This window comes from Rhizobium pantanalense (assembly GCF_030182525.1).
Lineage (GTDB): Bacteria > Pseudomonadota > Alphaproteobacteria > Rhizobiales > Rhizobiaceae > Rhizobium.
In genome coordinates this window covers 539,057-563,301 of sequence record NZ_JAQJCH010000002.1, presented here as the reverse complement: position 1 = coordinate 563,301, position 24,245 = coordinate 539,057, and the positions used below count along the sequence as shown (strand labels likewise).

Genomic DNA, 24,245 nt, shown 5'->3' with positions numbered 1-24,245 from the left:
CACCTCTGCAGCTTAGCCCTTACTCGCGCTTTCATACCGATGGAGAGCTCAGCGCTCAAGTCGCGTGCTGAGTTCACGAGCAAGCGTACCGGCGTTGCGGCCGACAATCATGCTCTGGTGGTTGCCGGCAACATCGACCCAATTTGCGTGCGCAAGGAAGCGTCCCCATATGGTCTTGGGATCGCAATCGACCGGTGAGCCTTGCAGGCTGCGGTAGAAGGTCAGCTCGCCGTCGTAACAGCTTGGCTTGTAAAGGCCTTTCATGCGCAGAAGTTGTCTGGCAGCCGCATCATAAAGCGGCGGATAATCCCCCATCCATTGCGGCGCCAGTTCCGGATAATAGGCCGTGCGGGGTTCGGCGTAGCGGAAGGAAAGCGGTTTCAGTTTTTTCGCGAGGAATTCACCACGCTCGATCGTCGACCTATTGGCCTGAGTCGATGCTTGACGACGTGGTTGAGGGCGCGCTCTCTTTGCATTCTTCTTTCTGGCTCTGGCGCGCCTCCAGCGTTGCCACATGAAGCTGCCCCAGGTCATCAGAGGCCACTCCTGCTCGCCTAAGGGGGTATCAAGCATTCCGAGGAACGCGATCTTTTGCCCTTGTGCCCTCAATACACGAGCAAGCTCCAAGGCAAAAACACCGCCGAAAGAATAACCGAGCAATCGATAAGGTTCTCCAATCCCGGCTGCCTGTAGCGCTTTCAGCGTGCTTTGGACCTCATCTTCCACTCTTGCCGGATGGTGACGATCGCGGTCGAAGGCCGTCAATGCTACACCGAGAATTGGTCCCGAAAAGCGGATTTCCTTGATCAGTTGCTGCATTTCCAGGAAGCAGCTTGCTCCGCCGGCAAATAGTAGCAGCGGCGCGGCACCCTCCCCGCCACGGAGCTCAATGATTTTCGGCGAGACTGAAAGATCTTCGTGGTTGGAAATGGCAAGGCCGAGGGCATCAAGGGTGCGATGACGATAGAAGACGTTGACATCCAGCTCCTCGCCGGTTTCGCTCCACAAGCGCTTGATGAAATTCAAGACCCGGTTGACTGAAACAGCATCGGGAATGTCTGCGTCGTGGCGCAAGTCAACCTTTGCTTCTTGCCGAAGCAGATCGCTGATGTAGGTGTGAGGGCCGGAATCTGCATCCGTTCTCGCAGAGAAAAGCATCTAACCGCCCCCGAATGTCAAAGCATGTGTCGCCAACCTCAAGATAGACTGCAATCATATAAAGCGACCCTTAATATATTCTGTAAAAGCACAACTTTCTATTGTATTTGAGGGATTCGCTCTCGAACGGCCGAAGATTAACCGAATCGGGCAATCGGCTCCTCAATATTCTGCCGGCACTGCATATACTTCGGCGGATGGATCGGCGAGGAATGAGCGGACCGTCGGCGGCAACTGACGCGATGACAGCGGCAGCGGTCCGCAGCGCGACAGAAGCTCACGCAGGTCCGGCTCGATGCCGACATGGCGCCAGATCATCCGTGAGGCATAGGGGAGGTTTTCCCTTCGCCAGGAAACTCCCATTGTCGTCCCGCGCAGATAGACGCGCTGGTACTCGTCGAAGGGCAGGAGGATCGTCTGTGACAATATGGGATTCGGGCCGACGACGCGCTCGGTAATGAAGATCCTGTTTCGATAGAAGGCTGCCAAACCCACATATTTCGAAAACTGATGGATGCCATTTCCAGGGTCGCGCAGACGTTCCATCGACTTGACATGCACCAGCCCGCCCTGCTCGATCAGGCGACTGCACGAACAGACAACCATTCCCGGCCAGGACGGTGAGCGATGATAGGTCTGGAAATAGCCGATATGACGCCGGAGGGCGGTCAGATCTCCGGGGAACGCCTTTAACAATTCGGAACTTTGATTGAGGTCCAGGGCCGGTTTGCGGAGCCGTTCGCGAAAGAGCCCGGGAGCGAGACCAAAGTCGGCTGCGTCGAGATCGAAGTACTTGGCGATGCGCGCCAGATTATGGACAGATGGCCGTGTCTGACCATTGATATATCGGTTGAATTGTTGCCGGTTGATATCGATTGCACGGCACAAATGCGAAATGGAACGCTGCGTTGCGCAGGCAATTTTGAGGTTCTCGACTAGGTGAGGCATCCGTAACTCCGTCTCGGAAAGAGGCAGCGTAAACTCGCTTAAAGATGCGTCAAGTCGCGAAATTGCATGGGCCGATCTGCTCTCTAGGTTTCCACGCACAAAATGGAAACAAGGGAACTGTCATGACGCATCAAAAGGATCAATCTTCGCAGCTGAAAATCGGCCGCCGCCACTTCCTCGGCGGCGCTGCTGCACTGGGTGCTTTGCCCGCCCTCGCCTCCGGCCTCCTGATGCCGCGCGATGCCCGCGCGCAGGAAGCAAAGCATGGCGGCCACCTGAAGCTAGGCCTCAAGGGCGGCGCCACCAGCGATGCGCTCGACCCGGCAACCTATAGCGCCTCCGTCTTGTTCGTCATTGGCCGTCTTTGGGGCGATACACTCGTCGAATCCGATCCGAAGACCGGCGCACCGCTGCCGTCGCTGGCAACGTCCTGGACGCCATCGGCTGACGCCTCAGTCTGGACCTTCAAGATCAGGAACGACGTACAGTTTCACGACGGCAGCAAGATGACCATTGCCGATATCGTCGCGACCTTGAAGCGCCACGCAGACAAGAACTCGCAGTCGGGCGCCCTCGGGCTGATGGCCTCAATTACAGGCATTGAGGAAAAGGCAGGCGATCTTGTTCTTACGCTTTCGGAAGGCAATGCGGACCTGCCGCTCCTTCTCACCGACTACCACCTGATCATCCAGCCGAAGGGCGGCGTCGACAAGCCGGCGGCCGCCATCGGCACCGGCCCTTACATTCTGAAGAGCTTTGAGCCGGGCGTGCGCGCCACTTTCGAGAAGAACTCGAAGGATTGGCGCTCCGATCGCGGCTTTGTCGACAGCGTCGAGATCCTCGTCATCAACGACAACACCGCCCGCATTGCAGCACTTGCCTCCGGCCAAGTCCATTTCGTCAACAATGTCGATCCAAAGACCGTCCCGATGCTGCAGCGGGCACCAACCGTCGAGATCGTCCGCAATGCCGGCAAGGGCTTCTACTGCTTCCTGATGCATTGCGACACGGCGCCATTCGACAACGCCGATCTGCGGCTCGCGCTGAAATATGCCATCGATCGCCAGTCGATCCTGGACAAGGTTCTGGGCGGCTACGGAACAATCGGCAACGACTATCCGGTCAACTCCAACTACGCGCTTGCGCCGAGCGATATCGAGCAACGGCCATATGATCCGGACAAGGCCGCCTTCCATTTCAAGAAATCGGGCCTCGACCGTCCCGTTCAGTTGCTCACCTCAGACGCAGCCTTTCCGGGTGCCGTGGATGCGGCGATCCTGTTCCAGCAAAGTGCCCGCAAGGCCGGCATCACGATCGACGTCAAGCGCGAACCAGAGGACGGCTACTGGACCAACGTCTGGAACAAGCAGCCTTTCTGCGCCTCCTTCTGGGGTGGCCGCCCGACGCAGGATTCGCGCTATTCAACCTCCTATCTCTCAACCGCAGAATGGAACGACACGCGTTTCAAGCGCCCTGACTTCGACAAGTTGGTGCTGCAGGCAAGGTCTGAACTCGATGAGGCCAAGCGCAAGGTGCTTTGTCGACAGCTGGCGCTGATGGTGCGAGACGATGGTGGCCTGATCCTGCCCGTCTTCAACGACTACATCATGGCCTCTTCGAAAACGCTGAAGGGATATGTCGACGATATCGGCAACGATATGTCCAACGGCTACATCGGCAGCCGTGTATGGTTTAATGCCTAAACCTCTTCGGGATATATGACCATGTCAGACCGCAGCTTCACGACCATCGAAAATCAGTGGATCACCCTGAAGGACGGCACGCGGCTCGCCGCGCGCATCTGGATGCCGGATGGCGCGGAGAAGGATCCCGTGCCTGCCGTTTTCGAGTTCCTGCCCTACCGCAAGCGCGACGGGACAAGCCCGCGTGACGAATCCACCTACCCGGTTTTCGCTGCAGCCGGGATCGCCGGCGTGCGCGTCGATATAAGAGGCTCCGGCGAATCCAGCGGCATCATCGATGGCGAATATACCGAGCTCGAGCTTGCCAATGCCTGCGAGCTGATCGCCTGGATCGCGGCGCAGCCCTGGTCGAACGGCTCGGTCGGCATGATGGGCATTTCCTGGGGCGGCTTCAATTGCCTGCAGGTCGCGGCCCTGAAGCCTCCGGCGCTGAAGGCGGTCATTTCGATCGCCTCCACGGTCGACCGCTATAATGACGATATCCATTACAAGAACGGCTGCCACCTCTCCGCCCAGCTTTCCTGGGCGGCGACCATGCTCGGCTACCAATCGCGCTCGCCCGACCCGGCCATCGTCGGCGACGATTGGCGGAATATGTGGCTGGAGCGCCTGGAGCAGGAACCCTTCTTCATGGAGGAATGGCTCCAGCATCAGCGCCGCGACGACTTCTGGCGACACGGCTCGATCTGCGAGGATTTTGCGAGCTTCGATATTCCCGCCATCGTCATTGCCGGCTGGGCTGACGGTTATCGCAATACGCCACTGCTGGCGGTCGCAGGGCTCGGGGATAAGGCCAAGGCGCTGATCGGCCCATGGGTCCATAAATATCCGCATTTCGCCTGGCCGAAGCCGCGGGTCGATTTCCATGGAGAAGCCATCGCCTGGTGGAACCACTGGCTGCGCGGCGAGCGCAACGGCGCCGAGACCTTGCCATCGGTGCGCGCCTATATTCTCGATGCGGCCAAACCCGCCATGCGGCGTGATTTCGATCCTGGTTTCTGGATCGCCAAGCAAGAATGGCAGCAGCCGGAGATGCAGTGCTTCTATGTCGAGCAGTTCGGTACGCTGATGGAAGGCATGCCGATCCCGCATGCGCCGGAACATCCCGTCTATCTGCGCTCCCCGCTCGACACGGGCACGGCCTCGGGTGAATGGTTTACCTTAAAGCCGGATGCGGAAATGGCGATCGATCAGCGTATCGATGACGCCGGGTCACTGACCTTCCAGACTGCGCCACTGGTCGAGGACCATGATTATCTCGGCCGCCCGGTTGTCACCTTGACGCTGCGTTGCGACGCCGAAACCGCCAATCTCTGTGCCAGGCTCGTCGACATCCATCCGGACGGCACCGCAACGCGCGTCTCTTTCGGCGTGCTCAATCTCGCCCATCGCAATGGCAATGCCGCGCCGGAGCCCTTGAGCAAAGGCCAACAGGTTAGAGTGACCTTAACGCTTGATGCCTGCGGCTATCGTTTCCGCAAGGGGCATCGCATTCGCCTGTCGCTGTCGACGGCATATTGGCCGATGGTGCTGCCGCCGCCGGAAGATCCTGGGCTGACGATCGATATCGCTTCCATCGGCCTTGCTTTGCCCAAGCTCGGCGCGCATGAGATCATCGACATCAAGCAGCCCGACAATCCCGATCCGCTGCCGAAATATATCGAACACGCACCCGCCTCCACAAAGCGGCGGATGGTGCGTGATCTCTCAGCCGGCGTCACCCGCTATGAAATCCATGAGGATACCGGCCTTTCCGAACATCCCGGCACCGGACTTTCGACACGGCAGCTGCGCGAAGAGGTCTGGTCGATCGCGCCAAACGATCCATTGTCGATGACGGGCATCTCCACATGGACCTGCGATATGAGCCGCCCCGGCTGGTTCGTTCGCACGGTGGCGACATCGTTCATATCCTGCACGGCAAAGGACTGGGTGATTAGCGCCTTGGTCGTTGCCTATGAGGGCAAGACCGAAATCTTCCGAAAGATATTCGAGGAAAAACGCATCTCCCGCGATCTCATGTAGGTCAGCTGGAGCCCGCAAACCGGCTTGCTGCCGCGCAGATGGCGGCAAAGCCAGCGCGCGCGCCATCACTCATATGCCGTGCCCGCAGCCAGGCATGCACCATCTGCGGCTCCTCGCGGAACCAGACTTCGACGCCTGCTTGCGCGAGCCGAGCCGCGTAATTGCGGCCATCGTCGCGCAGCGGATCGTAATGCGCAACCGTGATGAAGGTTGGCGGAAGTCCGGCCACAGAGGACGAGGCAAGCGGTCCTGCGATCGGATCGCCTTCCGGCGCCTGCAGAACAGTGCGGTAATAGGCGACATCGGCCGTCGTCAGGCCCGGCGCCTCGGCCATCTCCTGATAAGAGCCGGAGGCGAGATCGCCGCCGAGTGCGGGATAGATCAGGATCTGGCCGACAATGCCCGAAAGCCCCTCCGCTTGCGCCCGCACCGCCAGCCCTGCCGCGAGGTTGCCGCCGGCGCTGTCGCCAATCAGCACGACCGACATCTTCTCGGCGAGCAGCTGCTTTAGGACGCTGAAACAATCATCCGTCTGAGCCGGCCAGCGATATTCCGGCGCCAGCCTGTAATCGACCGAGACCAGCTCGGCGCCTGCATGATCGGCGATCTCGGCGCAGATCGCATGATGGCTCTCAAGCGAACCGACGACGAAACCGCCGCCATGGAGATAGAGGAGCTTCGTTGTCGTACGGATATTGGCGGGCTTGTAACGCCTGACGGGAATCGTTCCGGATACAAGATCATCCGCGGTCTGCATGCCCTCCGGTAAAGGGCGATCGAAACGAGCGCAGAGCGCGTCATACCATTGGCGCTGCTGTGCGATGGAGACCGTTACCGCATCCGGCGGATAGAAGGAATCGCAGATATCCATGAACTCCAGGATGCCGGCTTCACTCGGCATGGGACGGTCAACAGGGGTCATCGGATATCCTCGATTCGTGCCAATGGATCGAGACTAGGCGGCCGCGCAACCGAACGCTTATCTGCCCACGGCCAGCACCGCCGCGATGGCGACATCCTTACCGGAAGCTGCGAGGGTCAATCAGCCGCAAATACGCTGCTTGACGGCAAGGAAAAGCCCGTCGGCATCTGCATGCATTGCGCGTTGGACCAAGTCAGCGCTGCGAGCGCGAGTGCCGCGCCAATCACAAGCCTAATCATGATATTTCCCCATCCGTATTGCCGCCATCGCGAGGTCATTTGATCGTTAGGCCGCGTCGTGGAAGCGGCAGGTTCCGTCTATATTGACCTCGTGAGGCTGACTTATGGCCAAACCATGGTAAGCGTTGAGTGCTCGCGAGCGATCCGCTCGGCGCTGGTCCGGCGGCAGTCTCGGACCTTCACCCTGCCTGATATTGCTCGTCCGTCACATGCTCCAGCCAGTCCACCACCTTGTCGTCGAGATGCTCCTGGATGGCGATATGGGTCATGGCTGTGGTCGGCGAAGCGCCGTGCCAATGCTTCTCGTTCGGTTCGAACCAGACAACATCCCCAGGCCGGATCTCCTCGATCGGGCCGCCTTCACGCTGAACGAGACCCAAGCCGGCGGTGACGATCAAGGTCTGGCCGCGCGGGTGGGTATGCCACGCCGTCCTCGCGCCGGGTTCAAAGGTGACGCTGCCAGCCGCCGCCCGGCGAGCGTCATTGGCAGCAAATAGCGGGTCGATCCTGACCGTACCGGTGAACCAGTCGGAGGGGCCTTTGCCAGAGGGCTGCGTACCATTCTTCTTGATGTCCATGATGACGTCCTTCCTGAGGTCGGCTGCGATGGCGCGACCGTATAGGAATTAATTTAGCTCACGATTCACAGAGCGGTAGGGGGCCGTTCACGCATAGACTTATGAATGAGGGCGATAAATCCCCTTCGAGTGGCAGGGCGGAGCAAGTGCTTGGGGTGACCGTGCAGCCATGTTCATCGCGCCATCAGTGCGCGGATGCTGCGATCTACCGATTGCAGCAGCTCGAAAGCTTCGTAGCGTCTTGCATGCAGCGCTTTAACCGCGCCTTCGGCCGGTTCGAACCTCTTCGCCAGTCGCGACATGGCAGCCATGGCCTCCAAGAGCGAGCCGCAATGCCCGCCGGCCGTGGCGCCGAGCATGGCGGCACCCAGCAAGACAGGCTCCTCCGTATCGGCGACGGCGACAGGCCTGTCGGTGGTATCCGCCAGAAGCTGCCTCACAAGGCCGCTTTGGGCAGCGCCACCGCTGGCGATGATGAGGTCGCAGGTGATCCCGTCGTGTGCCAGCTTTTCGAGCAACTGCTTGAGGCCATAGCCGATGCCGCAGAGGCCGGCGACATAAAGAGCAATCAGATCGTCGATACCGGTTTCGAGCCCAAGGCCGGAAACGACGGCGCGCGCATCAGGATCGGCATAGGGCGACCGGTTACCGAGGAACTCGGGAACGACCTGTATGGATTGCGCGAGCTTTACGGCGTCGGATGTGTTTCCGCTCGCCTTCATGGCCTGCCGGTCCAGCCAGGCGACGAGCGACAAGCCTTCCGTCTCGGCCTTCTGATGCGCCTCGCCGGATGCCGGATGCATGGTAACGAGATGATCGATCGCAGCCCCTGCCGCAGACTGGCCGCCTTCGGTCAGCCAGAGGCCAGGCACCATGGCCGAATAATAGGGTCCCCAAACGCCATCGACGAAGATAGCGTCATCGCTCGATGCCATCGAACAGGCGGAGGTGCCGAAGATATAGGCGAGCCTGTTCCTGACATCGGCTTTGCCGTCCGCTCCCTGCCCGCCGAGCGTCCCGACGCCGCCGGCATGGGCATCGATAAGCGACGCTCCGACCGGCGTACCAACGGCGAGGCCAAGATCGCCGGCAGCAGCTTCGTTCAAGCCACCACCAAGTGCGGTACCCGGCTCGACGATCTCGGTGCCGATCCGCACAAAGCCTTCGTCGGCCAGCTCACCAAGGCCGATATCCTTGAAATATTGCGCGTCCCAGCGCTTTTCGTGGGCGAGATAGGTCCATTTGCAGGTGACTGTGCACACCGATCTCTGCAGCGAACCGGTCGCGCGCCAAGTCAGATAATCGGCGAGATCGAAGAAATGATCCGTTGCCGCGAAGGATTGCGGCAGGTTTCGCTTCAGCCACAAAAGCTTCGGCGTCTCCATCTCGGGCGATATCCGGCCGCCGACATAGCGCAGCACGGCATGGTTGCCGGCGTTGATCTCCGCCGCCTCGCTGGCCGCGCGATGATCCATCCAGACGATGATGTTGCGATTGGCATCGCCCGATGGTCCCACAGCCACGGGCCGGCCATCCGCCTTGACCGCGACTAGTGAACAGGTTGCATCGAAACCGATGCCCGAAACGTCACCGGCCGCTATCTTTGCCGTTGCGACAGCCTCTTTGACGCTGTCGCAGACCGCCTTCCATATCTGCTCGCTCGACTGCTCAACGATACTGCCGGCCTCGTGCCAGATGGTGATCGGCCGCTTGGCGGCGGCGAGCAGATGGCCATGCGCATCGAAAACCCCGGCCCGGGCGCTGCCGGTGCCGACATCGATGCCGATGAAATAAGGTGCCGTCATCAGAGATCCGTACTCAAAGGCAGGATCACCAGATCCCGGATTACGATGTTACGCGGTCTCGATAACATGAAGAGCACCGCTTCCGCCACCTCGGTCGCCTCCATGAGGCCGCCCGCGGCAATCGCTTCATCAAGCTTTGCCTGTGGCCAGTCGCTGATCAGTGCCGTCACCACCGGTCCCGGCGCGACCGCCCCAACGCGGATGCCGTGCTTAGCGACCTGGCGCCGAACCGTGTGCGTGAAAGCCTGAACGGCATGCTTGGAGGCCGTGTAGATCGGCTCCCAGACCACCGGCACCAGACCGGCGATCGAGCTGGTCATGATGATATCGCCGGTCTTGCGTTCGATCATGTGCGGCAGCACCATGCGGACCGAGCGGAAGGCGGCATTGATGTTGAGATCGAGCATACGGTCCCAGGAATCGGGATCGCCTTCCGCGACCTCGCCGCCGATATAGGCGCCGGCATTGGCATGGAAGATATCGAGCTTGCCGAACCTGTCGAGGATTTGCGGCATCATCGTCGTCACGCTCTCGGGGTTCAGAAGGTCGACGACGACGGGAAAGGCGTTCGGCCCCAGCTCGGCGCAAAGGCTTTTCAGACTATCTTCGGCCCGGTCGACGAGGGCGACGCTGGCGCCCTCGTTCAATAGCGATTTGGCACATTCCAAGCCAATTCCAGAGGCCGCCCCGGTGATGGCGGCGACCTTGCCGGCAAAATCCTGTCTCATAACAATCCTTACCTTCTTGAAGAAATCAGCCGCGCCCATGCGAGGCGCGGGAACGACGGGCGAGCGAGTCGACGATGACGGCAATGGCAAGAACTGCGCCAGTGATCATGTAGCGAAGCGCCGACGACAGATCGAGCATGGTGAGGCCGCTGGCGATCGACTGGATGACGATGATGCCGAGCAGTGCCGAATAGGCGCTGCCGCGGCCGCCGAAGAGGCTGGTGCCGCCGATGACGGCCGCCGCAATCGCATTCAGATTGACATCGCCGGTGCCTGCCTGCTGGCTGGCCGAGGCGAGACGCGCTGCCGCGAGCACACCGCCAAGGGCTGCGAACATCGCGCAGAGAATGAAGGCGCTGGTATAGATCCTGCGTACATTGATGCCGGCGCGGCGCGCCGCTTCGCGATTGCCGCCAACGGCAGACATCGACCGGCCCCATTGCGTGCGCGTCAGCGCATAATCCATGACGATAACAAGCACCACGAACAGGGCGAACATCCATGGAATGCCGCGATCCTGATTGAGATAGAAGGCGACGAATTCCAAGGCCACAGTGATCACAGCCGCCTTCGCCAGCAATCCGCCGATGGACGGTGCCGAAAGGTTTGCCTGCTTGCGTCGCCGCACGGCGCTCAAGCCGCTGACCAGCATGACCGCGCCCGGAATAAGCGCGAAGACATAGGCAAGCGGACGGGGGATCACCAGAAGCTGGCCGAAATTCACGATGGCCGAGCCATAGGGCAAATTGATCGAGCCGGTGGCGCCAAGAAGATAGAGCTGCATGCCGAGCACGGCGAGAAGGCCTGCCAATGTGGCAACGAAGCTCGGCATACCCAGCCGGTTGAACAGCACGGCATAGATGGCGCCAATCACGCCGCCGACAACCAGCGCCGCCAGGATCGCCAAGGCCACCGGCCAGCCCTCGTTCACCCAGAGCATGCCGACCATGGCCGAGGCGAAGCCACTGATCGAGCCGACTGAAAGATCGATCTCACCGACCATCAGCACGCATACTATGCCGAGCGAGATGATGCCGACGGTCGAGGCGTCGAACAGCAGATTGGCGAGGTTGTTGCTCGAAAGGAAGGTCGGGTTGAGCGTGCCGAACACTGTCCAGATGATAACGAGGCCAACGACGACGGGCAGCGAGCCGAGATCGCCGGAACGAACCTTGTCGATGGAGGAGCGGATGGTCGCGCCAAGCCCGGTGTCATGGTTGACCCGGACATCGCCGCGGTCAAGCAGCATGGTCGATTGCTTGCTGTCCTGGCTCATGGCTGATCCCCTTCCCTCAATTCCTGCTGGGCCTGACGCCGCACTGCGCGTCGCGACACGGCGTTTTCCGTGGCTCCGGTGATGGCGCTGACAAGTTCCTGGTTCGAGGCATCTGGATAGAAGATGCCGTTGTTGCGGCCGAGGCGCAGCACGACGATACGGTCGGCAACGGCGCGCACATCCTCCATGTTGTGGCTGATCATGATGACACCAAGCCCCTTGTCGCGGACGCGCTCGATGAGGTTCAGCACTTCGGCGGTTTGCGCGACGCCAAGCGCTGCGGTGGGCTCGTCGAGCATGATGAGTTTCGGCTCGAGCAGCAGCGAACGGGCGATCGCCACCGTCTGCCGTTGACCGCCGGAAAGCGAGGCGATCGGGATGCGCACGCTCGGAATGCGCGCCGCGAGCTCGTTGAGCAGCGTCCAGGCTCGAACCTCCATGGCGGTTTCGTCGAGCTTCAAAGGGCTCAGTTCCCGGCCGAGGAAAATGTTGGCAACGACATCGAGGTTTTCGCAGAGCGCCAGATCCTGAAAGACCGTGGCAATGCCGAGATCGAGCGCGGTTGCAGGGTCACTGAGCGTCACCTGTTTGCCGCGGAATGTGATGGTGCCTGAACTCGGCTGATGAACGCCGGCCAGAACCTTGACGAGCGTCGATTTGCCGGCGCCATTGTCGCCGACGAGCGCCACCACTTCACCGGCATGCACATCGAGGTTGATATCCGTCAGTGCCGAGACGGCGCCGAAGTGTTTGGAGATCCCTTTGAGGCTGAGCACAAGCTCGCCGTCCGGGGCTCTGTAATCGGAAGCGTCACTCATGACTCGCCACCTTCTCGGGTTGAAATGCTATCGGATGCGTTTTGCCTCCGGCCGCCGAAGCGGCCGGAGACTGGGAGGAGCAGCCTTAACTGCCGATACCGAGCTTCTTGCAGCCATCGGCATAACGGTCGTTGCAGAGCTGTTCCGACGTCTGGATCGGCTTGCCGTTGACCGTCTTGTCGATGATCTCGGCCTTCAGATTTTCGGACGTGACCAGGGCCGGCGTGAAGAGCTTGGTCGGCGTGTCGAAGAGCTTCGTGTCCGCTTTCGGCGTCTCGCCAGAAAGCAGCTCGATCGCAACATTGGCGGCAGCGGCAGCCACGATCTCGCTCGGCTTGGAGATCGTATTATACTGATCGCCCGAAATGATGAGCTGCAGGCCGGCGATGGTCGCGTCATTACCGGTGACAGGCGGAACCGGATCGAAGCCGGCGGCCTTGAAGGCAGCGACGGCCGCGCCACCGGTGCCGTCATTGGCAGCGACGACACCGAGGATCTTCTTGCCGAAGCGGGTGATCTGGCCGCTTGCCCATTGCTGAGCCTTCGGCGGCGCCCATTCCGGCGTGTCGAATTCAGCCAACACCGGATAGCCGCCGTCGGCCAGACCGGCATGGATGCCCTTCTTGATCAGGCCGGCAGCAGCATCGGTCGGCGAACCATTGATTTCGAGAAGGCCGCCATCGCCAGCCTTCACGCCCTTCGCCTTCAGATGATCGACCAGCGACTTGGCAATCATCTTGCCGATCTCTTCATTGTTGAAGGACACGTAGTAGTCGGCGGCCGCCGACGGGATGGGCCGGTCATAGGCGATGACGCGCACGCCCTGGCTCTGCGCGAGCTTCACCAATGAGGCGGCGGCCGTCGAGTCCACCGGGTCGAGTACGATAGCCTTCGCACCCTGCGAGATCGCCGAATTGAATTGCTGCTGCTGACGCGAGGCATCGCCATTGGCGTTCTGGTAGATGACCTTGCAGCCGGCGCAGAGCTTCTTCATCTCGGCCTGGAAACCAGGGAAATCATGCTCCTCATAGCGCGTCGAGCTCTGGTCGGGCATCAGGAAGGCGACGGTCGCGTCCGTCACTTTGGCCGATTGTGCGAAGGCGGAAGTGCCGGCCAGAAGACCGACCGCAAGCGCGGCTATGCCGGCGATTTTCAGTGCGAAATGGTTCATTGGAATTTCTCCGTTCCAAATGGTAATGGTTTCCCTCGATCATCGCAGCTGTCCGCACGCGATGCTCTTGTTGATGCGTCGCCGAAGGCGATCTCAGGCCGACGCGGCGGTAATTTCGGACAAGCCTTCTCCTTCGGGCGGCAAAGGTGCCCGCCCGTTCGCTTGCCCTGAATTCTGTCTTCCTCCCGTCCTCCCTTGTGTTAGGCGGCCTCCACCGCGCGTGCGTGCTGTGCCAAGAGCGACCTGAACCGGGAGGGCGCCATGCCCTTCTGATCCAGAAAACGCCGATTGAAGTTCGAGATATTGTTGAAGCCTGCCGCAAAGCAGATGTCGGTGATCGTCATCTCGGCCTTGCTCATCAAAAGATGACAGGCGAAGTTGATGCGCAGCCGGTTGACATACTGCACCAGCGCCATGCCGGTATGGCGACGGAAGCTCCGCGAAAAGGCGCTTGGGCTCTGACCGGTCAATTCTGCAAGGTCGCATTCGCTGAACGGCTCGGTGAGGTGAGCATTGATGTAAGCCAAAGCCTGATTGACGCCCGCCGACATGAAGCCGGAGGGATCCGGCTGATAGCCGGCGCTGGCGAGCGTGCGCGTGCCTTCAGCACGGCTCATCGTATCAAGAATGTTCATGAAGAGCTCGATACGCCGGATACTGGTTGCTTCCACCAGTTCGCCGAGGATCGGGCCGACGATGGCCGCTGTTTCAGGCGTAAAGAGCGCACCGCGGCGGCTCGTCTCAAGAATACCGGCGCAAGCCGACAGTTCCGGAAAAACCTTGCTTGCATCGGCAAAGAAGGATTCGGAAAATTGCAGGACGCGGCAGCGCAGCGGCAGGGTGACACCAGCAGGCACGTCGCTCACCCAATTATGCGGGAGGTTCGGTCCTGTCAGCACTAGATTGCCGGGCTCGAACTCGCCGATGAAGTCGCCGATAAAATATTGACCCGTTGTTGCGACGACATGGTGGATTTCATATTCGGGATGGAAATGCCAGCGAACCGTGCGGTAGGGATAGCCGTGCTCCCACGCCTTGAAGGATTCTCCACTGCCGATCGCGACCACTTCCAAATCGGGATTCATCGGCAAACCTCCTTTCGTCCGTCCGCATTCGTTACGGTTACGGCGCCTCCTCCCAGAGGCCATCGCGTCTTCTATATGGTAAATCTACCCCTCCTAGGCGCCTGCCGCTACTACGCCTTGTACGCCCAACCGATACTTTTTTGACATGAAGGGTGGCCCGTTTGGTCAAATGTGCAGTGCGGCATAGCCAACCGCGTCGCGAGACCCGTATGAGCACGAAAGCGGGATCAATCGAGATCGTCGCGAATACAGGCCTTGAACCGCCCCGGCGCAATCTCCCGCAATTGCGGAACTCTCGTTGCGCAGGCGTCGAGCGCGAATGGGCAGCGCGTTCGGAAGACACAGCCACTTGGCGGGTTTGCCGGGCTTGGAATATCGCCCTTCAGAATTTGCCTGTTACGCCTGCGATCCGGGTCCGGCGACGGGATGGCTGACAGCAAAGCGCGCGTATAGGGATGTCGCGGTCTGGCGTACAGATCGGCGCTTGCGGCAATCTCCATGATCCGCCCGAGATAAAGCACGATGACGCGATCACAGAGATATTCGACCACGGCAAGATCATGCGAGATGAACAGCATGGTAAGCGCGAGGCGTTGCTGTAGGCCACGCAGCAGATTGATGACCTGCGCCTGAATGGAGACATCCAGTGCCGAGACGGGTTCGTCGGCGACCAGAAACTCCGGCCCGAGCGCAAGTGCGCGCGCAATGCCGATCCGCTGGCGCTGGCCGCCTGAGAATTCGTGGGCATAGCGATTGATCGCGTCCGCCGGCAAATCCACCTGTTCGAGCGCTGCCCGCGCGCGATCCAGCCGATCGATACGGCCGCCGATGCGCTGGATCTTCAGCCCCTCGGTCAGGATCTCGCCGATGGTCATGCGCGGCGACAAACTGGCGAAAGGATCCTGAAAAATATACTGCATGCGCGGCCGCATGCGCCTCAGATCGCCGGCGCCGAGCCTGGTCATTTCCGTGCCGTCGAAGCGCACGCTGCCGGCCGATGGCTCAACCAAGCGCAGGATGGACCTGCCGATCGTCGTCTTGCCGCTGCCGGATTCGCCGACCAGACCCACCACCTCGCCTCTCCCGATGTCGAAGGAGATATCACGAAGGATGGAAAGTCTTGCACCGCGGGACACATAATCCTTGGCAAGATCGCGAACGGAGACGAGCGCTTCGGTCATCTAAATCTCCCGCCAGCGGATACAGCGGCTCGCATGGTTTGTGTCGATAGCATCGAGAGACGGCACCTCCCCGCTGCAAGCCTGAACCGCATGGGCGCAACGCGGCGCGAAGGCGCAGCCGGATGGCATGCGCGTCAGGCTCGGCACGACACCGGGAATAGCGTATAGCGGCTCGCCTGCCTGCCGCATCCGTGTCGCCTCGCCGAGCCGCGGCATGGAGGCCAAAAGGCCGCGCGTATAGGGATGTCTCGGATTGCGGAACACGGCTTCCGTCGGCCCTTCCTCGACAATCCGGCCGGCATACATGACGGCGACGCGATCGGCGATCTCTGCCACCACACCGAGATTATGCGTGACGAACAGAATCGCCATGCCGCGCTCGCGCTGCAGCCGTTGCAGGAGATCGAGGATCTGCGCCTGTATCGTGACGTCTAGCGCCGTCGTCGGCTCGTCTGCGATCAAAAGCACGGGATCGCAGGCAAGTGCCATGGCAATGGTCGCGCGCTGGCGCATCCCGCCGGATAGTTCATGCGGATATTGCCTGACGCGGCGTTGCGCATCGGGAATTCCGACGCTTTCCAGTAGCGCGATCGCCTCACGCATCGCGGTGGCACGATCTGCCCCCCGATGAATACGGATCGGCTCGGCAATCTGATCGCCGATTGTCAGCACCGGATTGAGGCTCGACATCGGCTCCTGAAATACCATGCCGATATCGCCGCCGCGGATCTCGCGCATACGGCTGTCGTCCAACGCCGCAAGATCGCTGACGATGCCCCGCCTGTCCCGCAACCGGATGCTGCCGGCTACGATCTTCCCGACATTACGCGTCAGCAGCCGCATCACCGAAAGGCTCGTCACCGACTTGCCCGAACCGGATTCGCCGACCAGCGCCAGCGTCTCGCCCGCATCGATGGTCAGGTCGATATCCCGCACCGCGGTCAACTCGCCGCCGCGGGTGCGGAAGACGGTCCTGAGACCCCTGATATCGAGAACGGGTTGGGCGGCGGGCGTCATCATGCCTACAGCAGCCCCGTGTTCTTCAGGATCGCATCGATCCTGGCCGTTTCCTCCGCATTCAGCGCCGCGCGCGGGCGGGGCATGATAGCGGTATCGATGATGCCGAGGCTCTTCATCGCTGCCTTGAAGGCGCCGATGCCGGCCGCACCGCCGCTGACGCGGCCCTGCGCGACCCAGACGATCTCGAACAGACGGCAAAGCCTTTGCTGCTCGCGCCGGGCCGCCGCCCAGTCGCCGCGCTGTGCGGCATCCCACAGCCGCACATAGCCATGCGGATCGACATTGGCGATGCCGGGCACCACGCCATGCGCGCCCATCAGAAGCGCATTGTCGACGACGATTTCGGAGCCCGTCATCAGGAAGATATCCTTGTGATCGGCAAGATCGAGCAGCGCATAGCGGAAATTGCCGTCGTCGCCGCTGGAATCCTTCAATCCGATGATGGTGCCTTCCTTGGCGAGCGTCACCACGGTTTGGCGCTGCAGCTTCACATGCACACAGACCGGGATGTCATACGCGACGAGCGGTACATCGACGGCATCCCGAATATAGCGGAAATGGTCCAATATCTCTGACTGGCTGGTCACCGTATAGAAGGGAGCGGTAACCACGACGGCGTCGGCACCGGCCTCTTTTGCGATTTTCGAATGCGTGATCACGCGGTCTGTCGTGGGGTCGATGACACCGACCAGCAGCGGCACCCGCCCGTTCACGACCTTGGCGGAATGCTCGATAATCTCGCGCCGTGTCTTTTCGTCGTGGAAGACGACTTCGCTGGTGGAGCCCAGCACGAAGACGCCGTGGCAGCCGCCATCGATCAGATGCTCCAGCACCCTCGTATAGGATGGATAATCCACGGTGAAATCGTCGTTCAGCGGCGTTACAACGGGAGGCACCACGCCCTTGAATTTACTCATTGTCTCTTTCTTTCCTGGGTTCAGCGAAGTTCAGCGTGCGGATCGAAGGCATCCCTCAGCCCGTCGCCGATGAAATTGATGGCAAGGACGGCAAGCACCAGCGCAGCGCCGGGAAACAGCCATTGCCAGGGATATTGTTCGAGAACGGCTGTGGAGCGGGCCGCATTCAGCATATTGCCCCAGCTCGCCGCGGGCGGCGCAATGCCGAGCCCGAGAAAGGAAAGCCCGGCCTCCAAGAGGATCGCATTGGCGACCTGAGTCGTGGCGTAGACCACCAGAATATCGATGCAGTTCGGCATGCCGTGGCGCAGCAGCAGGTGCGGCAGCCCTGCCCCCATGCCGCGCGCGGCGGTGACGAAATCGCGTTCGCGCAGTTCCAGCAGCCTAGAGCGTACCATGCGGGCCAGCAGCGGCCAGGACAGCAGCGATATGACTGTTATCGTCGGCAAGATACCCGTGCCGGTGATGGAGGCCAGCACCAGCAGGAAGATCACGGGCGGCAAGGTCATGACCAGATCGACGAAGCGCATGCTGAGCGCATCCGCCCAGCGGCCGGCAAAGGCAGACACGAAACCGAACAGAAAGCCGATGATGGCCGAAATGACTGTGGAACCTGCCGCGACCATCAGCGATATACGGCCGCCTTCAAGCACTCTGGCAAAGACATCGCGCCCGACGCCGTCCGTTCCGAACCAGTGCGTCGCATTGGGCGGCGCGTTCATGGCCAGAAGATCGATGTCATTGGGCTGGAACCGCCACCAAAGAGGATAGCTGACGATCAGCAGCAGCATGGGCACGGCGATGCAGACGCCGAAAAGGGCAGCCCCGTTCAGCCGGAAGCGATCGAATGCCCGGGCAAGTGGCCCATGGCTTGGTCGTTCGGTTCGCGCCAGCATCTCTCAGCCCACCTTGATGCGCGGATCGATCACCGCATAGGCGAGATCCGTCAGCAGGTTGACGAGGATGACGCAGGCGCCGATGACGAGCGTCGCCCCCATGATGACGGGATAGTCGCGCGACGTGACCGCATCGACGAGCAGCAGGCCCATGCCTGGCCAGTTGAAGACGCTTTCGATGAAGATCGCACCGCCGATGGCAAGCCCTATGGTCGAGCCGATGACGGTTACGACAGGCAGGAGCGCATTGCGCAGAGCGTGCTTGACGATCACCCAGAATTCGAACACGCCCTTGGCCCGCGCTGTGCGCACATAATCCTGGTTGAGGACCTCCAGCAGCGAAGCGCGCATATAGCGCATGATGAGCGCGGCTTGCGCGATCGCCAGAAGCGCGGCCGGCAGGATGAGATGCCAAAGCAGGTCGCCGATGGAAAAGTCCTCGCCGGGCGTCAGCATGCCGCCCGAGGGCAAACAGCCGAGACGCACGGCAAAGATATAAAGACCAAGAAGCGCGCTCAGAAAGGCCGGGCTCGATATGCCGGCGAGCGCCAGCACGGAGAGCGAGATATCCGTGACCGAATTGCGCCTGACGGCGCCGATGACGCCAGCGGCAATGCCGGCGACGATCGCCATGATCAGGGCCGAGCCCATCAGCAGCACCGTCGGACCGATGCGGGACAGCACGAGCGTCAAGACAGGCTGATCCAGCCGCTTGACGGAATAACCGAGATTGCCCTGCAGAGCCTGCTGCAGCCAGCCGACATATTGCAGCGGCAGCGGCCGATCCAGCCCGAGCCGCTCACGCAGATCGGCCATGGCTGCGGGAGACAGGGGCGTGCTCGGATCGATATAGGCATCGATCGGATCGCCAGGCGTCAGCCGCAGCAACACAAAGACCAGCACGCTCAAGGCTATGAGCATGCCGATGCCGATTACCAGACGCTTGAGACCATAGTGAAGCATATCGAACCTATGTTTCGAGGAAGGCGCCGGCCACAGAGCCTGCGGCCGGCTCAAAACCTAGTTTGAGAGCTTCCACGCTTCCGGATGCGCGATGTACGGCCCTCCGCCCGGCGCCGGTGTCCATATGAAATCCTTCACCTTGGACGAAACCACGCCATAGCGGTTCGCCACCCACATGGTCGCCCAGGGCAGATCCTTATTCATGACCTTGCAGACATCCTGGCAGCGCTGATCATGCTTGCCGGCGTCCGTTTCGGCAATCGCCGCATCGAGCGCCTTGGTCAGATCGGGCATGCGCGCGCGCACCACATTGGCGCCCGCCGGCGGGATCTGCTTTTCGTTGAGGCCGGTATTGATATTGCTTGGATCAGGCCCGTTCTGCAGGCCGGCATAGACGAGCTGGAATTGCGATACGTCGGCATTGGGGTTCAGCACGATGCCATTATAGGTCGGGGCATCGACGGCGCGCGGCACGACATTGATGCCGACCTGCGCCAACATCGCCTGCACGGCCGCCAATACGTTCGTCGCAAGCGGCGTGTTGTAATAGGTCAGCAAGGTGATCGGCTTGCCGCCGTTGACCTTGTCCCAACCAGCCTCGTCGAGCAATTGCTTGGCCTTGGCCGGATCGTAGGGATAGGCTTCGATGCCGTCCGGAACCAGCTGTTTGGCGACATAAGCGCAATTGGCCGGCTTTGCCGCGCCGCCATAGAGGCTCTTGATGATCGCATCGCGATTGATCGCGTACATGACGGCCTGCCGGACGCGAAGATCCTTCCAAAGCGGCGAATCCTGGTTGAAACCAAGATAATTGACGACGAAGGAATCGCCCTCGATGATCTTGAAGGACTTGTCGTCCTTGAAGGTCGGCACATCGTTGGAATCGACATAGGTGAACTGGATCTCGCCTGCCCGCAGCGCCGAGATCGCCCCAGCCGGATTGGCGAAATAGCGGTTGATCAGCCGATCGAGAACGGGTTTGCCGCCGCGATAGTCGGGATTGGCGGCGAGTTCGACATATTGATCCTGCACATATTTGGCGAATTTGAATGGCCCCGTCCCGATCGGCGAGGTCGACCACCAAGTGCTCTTCGCAAGCTGATCGAGGGGCACGGCGGCAAGCGCATGCTCAGGCAGTACCATGATCTTGGCCAGCGTATCGAGCAGGCTCGCGGAGGGTGCGGAAAGTTTGATAACGAGGGTATGATCGTCCGGCATCTCGACGGATGACAGGAGTTTAAAACGGGCGGCAAAGATCGAGCCGGTCTTGGCATTGGCCGCAAGATCGATGGTGAACTTGGCGTCCTTGGCCGTGAAAGCCTTGCCATCGTGCCACTTGGCATCGGCAAGCTTGAACGTATAGGTCAGCTGATCCGGGCTCACCTCATAGGAGGATGCAAGCACGCCGACGATCTTCTGCAGCTTTTCATCGTAGCTGACCAGCGGCTCAAAGTAGGTGCTGAGCCAGGTGAGACCGGCGGTTGCCGCTAGCGGATTGAAGTTGCCCTGGAAGCCGCCCGGGCCGACATCGAAGCCCCCAGACATGGTTGTGGCGGTGGCAGGTGCGGCTAGGCCACCCAAGACGGGCATCGCAGTGGCCGACAGCAACGCTGCCAACGCGATTGCCGGCAGATGAAAAGCTTTCCTCATGATGATCCTCCTCCCGTGTTTGCGATCGCTATTTCTTCTTATTGTTGGCGATCACCTGCGAAATTCCCTCGTAATGGCGGTCGAGGCGCATGCGCACCTCCTTGAGATTTTTGGATTCCAGCGCATCGACGATCGCCTCATGATCACGCCAGGTGGCCATTGGATCGACATCGTCCAGATCGAAGAAGCGGGACGCCTTGTAGAAGGCGAGCCAGAAGACATCGATCAGGCGAACGAAGGTCTCGTTGCCCTGGCAGCGAAACAGCAGGCGATGAAAGAGCTGATCGTCTTCAGCAAAAGGTTCGCCGCGTTCGGCGTGAGCGCGCATGCGGTCGGCTGTGGCACGCAGTTCCGCCAGATCCTCCGGCCCGATCATGTCGAGCGTCTTGCCGATCAGGCCCACTTCGAGCGTGCGGCGGATTTCCAGCACTTCCTCCATGTGTCGCAGCGCATCGCCGAGCCCGTAGGCGAGATTGTCCAGCAGCGGCGCGAAGGAGAATGCCTTGACGAATATGCCGATGCCGCGGCGCGTCTCCAGTACACCGAGAGATTCCAGCGCCTTTATGCCTTCGCGCAGAGAGTTGCGGCTGACACCTAATTGCGCCGCGAGCTCCCCCTCCGCCGGCAGCATCGTGCCCGCCTCAAGCCCGTTATCGGCAATATAGCTGCGCAAGCTCTCCTGCACGGAGACATGTAGCAACGGTGCGCGCGTCAAAGGCTGAATGACTTTTCCCACCATGAAACCCAAGCTCCTCGGGACATGGCGCGCAACTTATGGACTTGTAGGATATCCGTCAAGAGAATAAGGCAGATGTCGCATGATCCTCATAGCCACGGGATTGGCAGTCTTTGCTCCGCCCCTCGGGAGCAGATCTCAATTTGTGACACGAGGCGCATCCGTCGCTGGCAGGCGCGCGAGCTTGCCTTCCTCGGCCTTGTAGAAGTACTGACTCGCCACCAGCCACCCCTTCAACGGTCGCAATGGTGGAACGCAAGTCGCCAGCATGAAGGGGCCAGTCACTAGAAACTGCACCCACACCGGCGCCGAGAACGCCACCTCCAGCCAGACGCCGAGAAGGACGCTCGGGATGCAGGCAAAGCAGATGACAAAGAAAGCCGGCCCATCGGCGGGATCCGCGAAGGAATAATCGAGACCACACCCTTCGCATTGCTTGCGAAGGGTCAAGAACCCATCGAACAAACGCCCCTGCCCGCAACGCGGGCAACGACAACGAAGGCCAGTCTGCAGTGGGCTCAGCGGGGGATATTCGGTATCCATGACAGCATCACTCCTGAATCAATCTTCCAAGGGAAGGCAATCAATAATCAGATTTCATGCATTCAATATAAATATAATGAATGCATTCGATACGTCCATTTGGCAGAATGACGCAGTGGCAATCTTGGCGAATGAAGAGAATAGGCGCGGTAAGGGGTTTGTGCCCCATCGATCAATAGCGATGTTGCGCGAGAAGACTAGAAGAAGGAGGCGGCCAATTCCGGCGGCCCCTGCAGCGCATGCGCCATGAAATTCAAGGCACCCTTCAAGGCCTCGCGGCCTATTGGGCCACCGAGACAAACGCGCACGGCCTCAGCTGCCACGCCGTCTACCGTGAAGGCGTCGCTTGCGACAACCCCGATACCTGCATTGCGCATATGGCTGCCGAAGGTGGCACGCGTCCAGCCGCTACCGAGCGGCAGCCAGATGTTGAAACTGATGGGGTCAGCCCGATAGCTGCCTGATGGCAATATGTCAGCGACCATCTCCTGGCGGGCGGCGGCCTCCGTGCGAATGAAACGCAGAATGCCATCAGCAGTGCCGTCTTCGATCCAGCGCGTTGCAAGCGCCATGTTGAGCGGCGACGCCATGACATTGTTGCTCCGCATCGCACTCAGGAAAGGCCATATCGACCGGGTATCCGGCGCCACGACGAAGGCCAGACGCAATCCCGCACCAATGCACTTCGCCAACCCACCGATATGCCAGGTCAGATCCGGTGCGATGGCAGCCATTGGCGCTGGCGCATCCAGCGGAATGAAGCCGTAGGCATCATCCTCGATGATCGGCACATGATATTTGCGGGCAATCGCAGCAATCGCTTCGCGCCGCGCCTGCGGAATCGTCAGCGTCATCGGATTTTGCAGTGTCGGGTTGAGGTAAAGCGCCTTCGGTCGCAGGCGCGAGCAGCTTTCTTCAAAAGCTCCCGGCAAGACACCTTCGTCATCCATCGCCAGGCCCGAGAGATTGAGCCGGAGCTGCGCCGCAATCGAACGCATGCCGGGATAGGTGATATTTTCCGAAAGAACGGTTTCGCCCGGCTTGGCCAAGAGGCCAAAGATCGCCAGCAAGGCCGGGTGCGCGCCGGGTGTTATGAAGATGCGCTCCTGTGCCGGGGTGAGGCCTCGGCGGCTGAGCCAGGTTGCGGCAGCCTCCTTGTCCACAGCCAGCCCGCCAAATCCCTGATAACGGAGCAAGGGAATAAGATCGACCGCTACGGCCGACATGCCCTCCTGCATGCGAGCAAGGAGGTCAGGATCGTTCGGTTCCGGCGGCAGATTCATCGAGAAATCGATCGCGGACGCACGACGCGGATCGGAAGCGGTGTCCAGAGCGAAATTTCGGCGCTCCCTCTCCTGCCTGCCGGTCACGAACGTCCCGCGTCCGACATGGGAATCCACCAGCCCGCGCTTCTGCGCCTCGACGTAGCCGCGCGCAACCGTCGTAAAATCGATGTTGAGACGCTTGGCAAGCGCACGCTGCGGCGGCAACCTGTCGCCAGCGGCAAGAACGCCGCTGCGCAAATCCATCTCGATCAGGTCGGCTATAGCAATGTAGCGGGGGCTGGAGGAGCGGCTGAGATCGGGATGCCAGTCTTTCATTTCATGCTCCGCGAGACCGGACCCGAGCTGAAACTCCAGCCGGCATTGATGGCATATCATTACATACAATTCTCGTTATGTGGAGCTGTCTACCCCACTTTTCATCTCTAAGAAGACCAAATATCCTAATATTATTGATCCATGAATGCCTTGAACCAGCCCATACTCCCGTAATTGACGGCATGACAAAGCTGTTTGATCAACTCGGCAGTCATAAACCCAGGAACCTATATTCCGGTTATCGCCATTCGCTCTTGCAGGCGCGGCACGCCGGTTTTGCTA

The 24,245-nt window shown here is 60.6% G+C and carries 21 protein-coding genes; 2 read left to right on the top strand and 19 right to left on the bottom strand.

Going from position 1 to position 24,245, the window contains the following annotated elements:
- Positions 1-48: 48 nt before the first annotated feature.
- The gene (locus tag PH558_RS08665; protein WP_285203552.1) at positions 49-1,074 is read right to left on the bottom strand and encodes a thioesterase domain-containing protein; all 1,026 of its coding nucleotides are present in this window, start codon (positions 1,072-1,074) and stop codon (positions 49-51) included.
- A 246-nt stretch (positions 1,075-1,320) separates the two neighbouring features.
- Complete coding sequence (locus PH558_RS08660; RefSeq protein WP_285203549.1) at positions 1,321-2,106, bottom strand: helix-turn-helix domain-containing protein; 786 nt, start codon at positions 2,104-2,106, stop codon at positions 1,321-1,323.
- A gap of 122 nt (positions 2,107-2,228) precedes the next feature.
- On the opposite strand from PH558_RS08660, the gene PH558_RS08655 reads away from it, so the two are divergent.
- Positions 2,229-3,809 (top strand): ABC transporter substrate-binding protein, encoded by a 1,581-nt coding sequence (locus PH558_RS08655; RefSeq protein WP_285203545.1) that lies wholly within the window; start codon positions 2,229-2,231, stop codon positions 3,807-3,809.
- A 21-nt stretch (positions 3,810-3,830) separates the two neighbouring features.
- On the top strand, positions 3,831-5,834 hold the full coding sequence (locus PH558_RS08650) for a CocE/NonD family hydrolase (RefSeq protein WP_285203543.1): 2,004 nt from the start codon (positions 3,831-3,833) through the stop codon (positions 5,832-5,834).
- A 1-nt stretch (position 5,835) separates the two neighbouring features.
- On the opposite strand, the gene PH558_RS08645 is transcribed toward PH558_RS08650, so the two are convergent.
- The 17 genes from PH558_RS08645 to PH558_RS08565 all read right to left on the bottom strand — a co-directional run bounded on the left by PH558_RS08645 (position 5,836) and on the right by PH558_RS08565 (position 23,963).
- Positions 5,836-6,756, bottom strand: a complete 921-nt coding sequence (locus PH558_RS08645; RefSeq protein ID WP_285203541.1) for an alpha/beta hydrolase — start codon at positions 6,754-6,756, stop codon at positions 5,836-5,838.
- Between the two features lie 418 nt (positions 6,757-7,174).
- On the bottom strand, positions 7,175-7,573 hold the full coding sequence (locus PH558_RS08640; RefSeq protein WP_113407698.1) for a (R)-mandelonitrile lyase: 399 nt from the start codon (positions 7,571-7,573) through the stop codon (positions 7,175-7,177).
- A 173-nt stretch (positions 7,574-7,746) separates the two neighbouring features.
- Positions 7,747-9,378, bottom strand: coding sequence for an FGGY-family carbohydrate kinase (locus PH558_RS08635; protein WP_285203538.1), 1,632 nt, complete (start codon positions 9,376-9,378; stop codon positions 7,747-7,749).
- A complete protein-coding gene (locus PH558_RS08630; protein WP_285203534.1) occupies positions 9,378-10,106 on the bottom strand; it encodes an SDR family oxidoreductase in 729 nt (242 codons plus the stop codon). Before PH558_RS08630 ends, PH558_RS08635 begins: the two co-directional genes overlap by 1 nt.
- A 25-nt stretch (positions 10,107-10,131) precedes the next feature.
- Positions 10,132-11,382 (bottom strand): sugar ABC transporter permease, encoded by a 1,251-nt coding sequence (locus PH558_RS08625; protein ID WP_285203529.1) that lies wholly within the window; start codon positions 11,380-11,382, stop codon positions 10,132-10,134.
- On the bottom strand, positions 11,379-12,200 hold the full coding sequence (locus tag PH558_RS08620; RefSeq protein ID WP_285203528.1) for an ATP-binding cassette domain-containing protein: 822 nt from the start codon (positions 12,198-12,200) through the stop codon (positions 11,379-11,381). The genes PH558_RS08625 and PH558_RS08620 overlap by 4 nt, the downstream gene beginning before the upstream one ends.
- Before the next feature lie 85 nt (positions 12,201-12,285).
- Positions 12,286-13,371, bottom strand: a complete 1,086-nt coding sequence (locus PH558_RS08615; RefSeq protein WP_285203527.1) for an ABC transporter substrate-binding protein — start codon at positions 13,369-13,371, stop codon at positions 12,286-12,288.
- A gap of 200 nt (positions 13,372-13,571) precedes the next feature.
- The gene (locus PH558_RS08610) at positions 13,572-14,456 is read right to left on the bottom strand and encodes an AraC family transcriptional regulator (protein ID WP_113407693.1); all 885 of its coding nucleotides are present in this window, start codon (positions 14,454-14,456) and stop codon (positions 13,572-13,574) included.
- A gap of 227 nt (positions 14,457-14,683) precedes the next feature.
- Positions 14,684-15,637 carry an ABC transporter ATP-binding protein gene (locus PH558_RS08605; protein ID WP_285203524.1) on the bottom strand — a complete coding sequence of 318 codons (954 nt, stop codon included), beginning with the start codon at positions 15,635-15,637 and terminating at the stop codon, positions 14,684-14,686.
- The gene (locus tag PH558_RS08600) at positions 15,638-16,654 is read right to left on the bottom strand and encodes an ABC transporter ATP-binding protein (protein ID WP_285203812.1); all 1,017 of its coding nucleotides are present in this window, start codon (positions 16,652-16,654) and stop codon (positions 15,638-15,640) included. It lies immediately after the preceding gene.
- A gap of 5 nt (positions 16,655-16,659) precedes the next feature.
- Positions 16,660-17,574: a dihydrodipicolinate synthase family protein gene (locus PH558_RS08595; protein WP_285203520.1), complete on the bottom strand. Its 915-nt coding sequence runs from the start codon at positions 17,572-17,574 to the stop codon at positions 16,660-16,662.
- Positions 17,575-17,594: 20 nt separating this feature from the next.
- Entirely contained in the window at positions 17,595-18,470 is an 876-nt protein-coding gene (locus tag PH558_RS08590; protein WP_285203518.1) for an ABC transporter permease, read from the bottom strand.
- Positions 18,471-18,473: 3 nt separating this feature from the next.
- Complete coding sequence (locus PH558_RS08585; protein ID WP_285203515.1) at positions 18,474-19,433, bottom strand: ABC transporter permease; 960 nt, start codon at positions 19,431-19,433, stop codon at positions 18,474-18,476.
- Positions 19,434-19,490: 57 nt separating this feature from the next.
- Positions 19,491-21,023: an ABC transporter substrate-binding protein gene (locus tag PH558_RS08580; RefSeq protein WP_285203808.1), complete on the bottom strand. Its 1,533-nt coding sequence runs from the start codon at positions 21,021-21,023 to the stop codon at positions 19,491-19,493.
- Between the two features lie 88 nt (positions 21,024-21,111).
- Positions 21,112-21,822 (bottom strand): FadR/GntR family transcriptional regulator, encoded by a 711-nt coding sequence (locus PH558_RS08575; protein ID WP_113407689.1) that lies wholly within the window; start codon positions 21,820-21,822, stop codon positions 21,112-21,114.
- A 135-nt stretch (positions 21,823-21,957) separates the two neighbouring features.
- Entirely contained in the window at positions 21,958-22,362 is a 405-nt protein-coding gene (locus PH558_RS08570; RefSeq protein ID WP_095436578.1) for a DUF983 domain-containing protein, read from the bottom strand.
- Between the two features lie 197 nt (positions 22,363-22,559).
- Positions 22,560-23,963: an aminotransferase-like domain-containing protein gene (locus PH558_RS08565; RefSeq protein WP_285203507.1), complete on the bottom strand. Its 1,404-nt coding sequence runs from the start codon at positions 23,961-23,963 to the stop codon at positions 22,560-22,562.
- Between the last annotated feature and the right edge of the window lie 282 nt (positions 23,964-24,245).

Excerpts from the sequence above, each read along its gene's own strand:
- PH558_RS08575 (WP_113407689.1), bottom strand. The coding sequence starts at position 21,822 with ATGGTGGGAAAAGTCATTCAGCCTTTGACGCGCGCACCGTTGCTACAT.
- PH558_RS08630 (WP_285203534.1), bottom strand. The coding sequence starts at position 10,106 with ATGAGACAGGATTTTGCCGGCAAGGTCGCCGCCATCACCGGGGCGGCC.
- PH558_RS08660 (WP_285203549.1), bottom strand. The coding sequence starts at position 2,106 with ATGCCTCACCTAGTCGAGAACCTCAAAATTGCCTGCGCAACGCAGCGT.
- PH558_RS08615 (WP_285203527.1), bottom strand. The coding sequence starts at position 13,371 with ATGAACCATTTCGCACTGAAAATCGCCGGCATAGCCGCGCTTGCGGTC.
- PH558_RS08650 (WP_285203543.1), top strand. The coding sequence starts at position 3,831 with ATGTCAGACCGCAGCTTCACGACCATCGAAAATCAGTGGATCACCCTG.
- PH558_RS08595 (WP_285203520.1), bottom strand. The coding sequence starts at position 17,574 with ATGAGTAAATTCAAGGGCGTGGTGCCTCCCGTTGTAACGCCGCTGAAC.
- PH558_RS08635 (WP_285203538.1), bottom strand. The coding sequence starts at position 9,378 with ATGACGGCACCTTATTTCATCGGCATCGATGTCGGCACCGGCAGCGCC.
- PH558_RS08605 (WP_285203524.1), bottom strand. The coding sequence starts at position 15,637 with ATGACCGAAGCGCTCGTCTCCGTTCGCGATCTTGCCAAGGATTATGTG.
- PH558_RS08645 (WP_285203541.1), bottom strand. The coding sequence starts at position 6,756 with ATGACCCCTGTTGACCGTCCCATGCCGAGTGAAGCCGGCATCCTGGAG.
- PH558_RS08640 (WP_113407698.1), bottom strand. The coding sequence starts at position 7,573 with ATGGACATCAAGAAGAATGGTACGCAGCCCTCTGGCAAAGGCCCCTCC.
- PH558_RS08590 (WP_285203518.1), bottom strand. The coding sequence starts at position 18,470 with ATGCTGGCGCGAACCGAACGACCAAGCCATGGGCCACTTGCCCGGGCA.
- PH558_RS08600 (WP_285203812.1), bottom strand. The coding sequence starts at position 16,654 with ATGACGCCCGCCGCCCAACCCGTTCTCGATATCAGGGGTCTCAGGACC.
- PH558_RS08625 (WP_285203529.1), bottom strand. The coding sequence starts at position 11,382 with ATGAGCCAGGACAGCAAGCAATCGACCATGCTGCTTGACCGCGGCGAT.
- PH558_RS08580 (WP_285203808.1), bottom strand. The coding sequence starts at position 21,023 with ATGCCCGTCTTGGGTGGCCTAGCCGCACCTGCCACCGCCACAACCATG.
- PH558_RS08655 (WP_285203545.1), top strand. The coding sequence starts at position 2,229 with ATGACGCATCAAAAGGATCAATCTTCGCAGCTGAAAATCGGCCGCCGC.
- PH558_RS08610 (WP_113407693.1), bottom strand. The coding sequence starts at position 14,456 with ATGAATCCCGATTTGGAAGTGGTCGCGATCGGCAGTGGAGAATCCTTC.
- PH558_RS08620 (WP_285203528.1), bottom strand. The coding sequence starts at position 12,200 with ATGAGTGACGCTTCCGATTACAGAGCCCCGGACGGCGAGCTTGTGCTC.
- PH558_RS08570 (WP_095436578.1), bottom strand. The coding sequence starts at position 22,362 with ATGGATACCGAATATCCCCCGCTGAGCCCACTGCAGACTGGCCTTCGT.
- PH558_RS08585 (WP_285203515.1), bottom strand. The coding sequence starts at position 19,433 with ATGCTTCACTATGGTCTCAAGCGTCTGGTAATCGGCATCGGCATGCTC.
- PH558_RS08565 (WP_285203507.1), bottom strand. The coding sequence starts at position 23,963 with ATGAAAGACTGGCATCCCGATCTCAGCCGCTCCTCCAGCCCCCGCTAC.